Raw genomic sequence first — 668 nt, 5'->3', positions numbered from 1 at the left:
CCTCATTCGGTTTGGCGCCACAATGATCGCACCGATCGACTGGTCAGTGTTCGACAACCAGGCTGACTACGCAGCGCTTTTTGAGGCAGCCCGAAAATTTGGCGTTGGACGTAACGGTCTTTCCATTCCGGTTATCAACCCCTTCGGGGAGCGGGGCGTATTTACCGTCACGTCCAATGCTCCTCGCACCGAATGGGACGCATTGGTCGCGAAAATGCTCCCTGCCCTGCGCCATGAGGCACAGGTTCTGCACCTGCTTGCCCTAGATGTCATTGAAACTGTATTCAACTTTCCCTCGGATTCCCTGTCAGGCGATGAGCTGGATGTGTTGAAGATGCTCGCGTCGGGTTTGATACCGTCTGTCATTGCCAGGCAGACGGGGCATTCTTCGCGAATGTTAGAGGCACTGACTGCTTCAATCACCACCAAGCTCAAAAGCCGGACGATTGAACAAGCAGTGGCGCGGGCAGTCAGTACTGGATTTCTTAAGTGGAGCGATTTCTTTGCCGACCCTGTGGCCGAACTGGTCAATATGGAAAGTCAGCGACTATGCGGTGGGATTGTCCGTTGGGGTGGCAGGTCTCACGAGTTTATCGCTTTTGAAGACGGCAGACTGGTTCGGAACGCTGATAGCTATCAGCCGGTCCAGATCACGGATGTCGCGAGAG

The 668-nt window shown here is 54.6% G+C and carries 1 protein-coding gene; it reads left to right on the top strand.

What is annotated here, in order from left to right:
* Positions 1-22: 22 nt before the first annotated feature.
* The coding region (locus tag ACR0I8_RS22090) for an autoinducer binding domain-containing protein (RefSeq protein ID WP_480703671.1) at positions 23-668 on the top strand (646 nt) is incomplete at its 3' end.

Source organism: Ruegeria sp. BG9 (assembly GCF_056538305.1).
This window is presented reverse-complemented; position numbering and strand designations above follow the sequence as displayed.